General features: G+C 50.0%; 1 protein-coding gene. It reads left to right on the plus strand.

The genetic code is table 11. The features are described 5' to 3' along the window. Positions 1-1,365, plus strand: a 1,365-nt coding sequence (locus tag CLV48_RS20360) for a non-ribosomal peptide synthetase (protein WP_146140135.1), incomplete at both ends; no start/stop codon positions are given.

A 1,365-nucleotide genomic window follows, 5' to 3' on the forward strand; every position in this document is an offset into this window, starting at 1 on the left:
CAATACCGGTGCCATCCCTGTTACATGGGAATACCTGGGGAAGGTTCTTGGCGGGTATAGGGAATCAGACCCTGCACCACGGTGCCATCCGGAGAGCCTGGCCTATATCATTTACACATCGGGTACTACGGGCAGGCCGAAGGGAACCATGATCGAGCACCGTAATGCAGTTAATCTGGCGATTGCACAGCAGCAATTACTGAGTTTAGATGGTACAGATCGTGTAATACAATTCGCTTCTTCAAGTTTTGATGCTTCTGTTTTTGAGATTCTTTTGGCCATTACTTCCGGAGCAAGTCTGATAGTAGCATCAAAAGAGGATCTTTCGCCCGGGTTTCCGCTACAATCCACCCTCAACGAACTCAAAGTTACGGTAGCTGTATTGACACCTGTTGTTCTGAGTCAACTGAATCCAAGATCGCTTGTAAGTCTCCGAATGGTATTGAGTGCAGGAGAAGCCTTGCCATTGAGTCTTGGCCAAAAGTGGGCAAAAAACTTAGCTATCATCAATGCCTATGGGCCAACAGAGACGACAGTCTGGTCGACAATGGACAGGGTTTCTGAAGATTCTCACCGGATCACTATAGGAAGACCGCTGCCCAACTACCAAACCTATATTTTGGATGCCCATGGCAAGCATTTGCCTGTAGGCATACCGGGAGAACTGTGTATCGGAGGTGCAGGAGTTGGAAGGGGCTATCTGAACAGGCCTGATCTGACTTCGGAGAAGTTTGTTGCCGATCCGTTCAATCCCGGACAAAGGATGTACCGTTCCGGGGACCTGGCCAGATGGCTACCGACGGGAGAGATCGAGTACCTGGGCAGGATGGACCAGCAGGTGAAGATCAGGGGTTTCAGGATCGAGCTGGGAGAGATAGAGAGTGTACTGTTGTCAGAACCTGATATCAGGGAGGCGGCGGTTACAGTGAGAGAGGATCACATGGGAGAGAAGTACCTATGTGCTTATTACGTGAGTGAGGAAGAAAAGACAGTGGAAGCGCTGCGGAACTTCCTTTCAAAAGGCCTTCCGGACTTTATGGTCCCTGCCCGTTTCGTTCAATTGGATAAACTTCCCCTAACCGGCAGTGGAAAGATAGACCGAAAAGCATTGCCTGATCCCGGGGAAAGCATACTGACAGGTGCTGAATTTATTGCCCCGTCGACCCAACTGGAAACAGTCATTGCCCGGCTTTGGTCGCAGCTTTTGGGTCTGGATATGGAATCGATCAGTACCCTGGATAATTTCTTTGCCCTTGGGGGAGACTCTCTTAAGTCTGCGCAGCTTGCCGGCAGGCTTTCACAGGAAACACAAATCTTGGTATCAGTCAGGGACATTTTTACAAAGCCCACGATAGCCGGCTTAGC

The sequence above is a fragment of the Cecembia rubra genome, assembly GCF_003014575.1.
Taxonomy (GTDB): Bacteria; Bacteroidota; Bacteroidia; order Cytophagales; family Cyclobacteriaceae; genus Cecembia_A; species Cecembia_A rubra.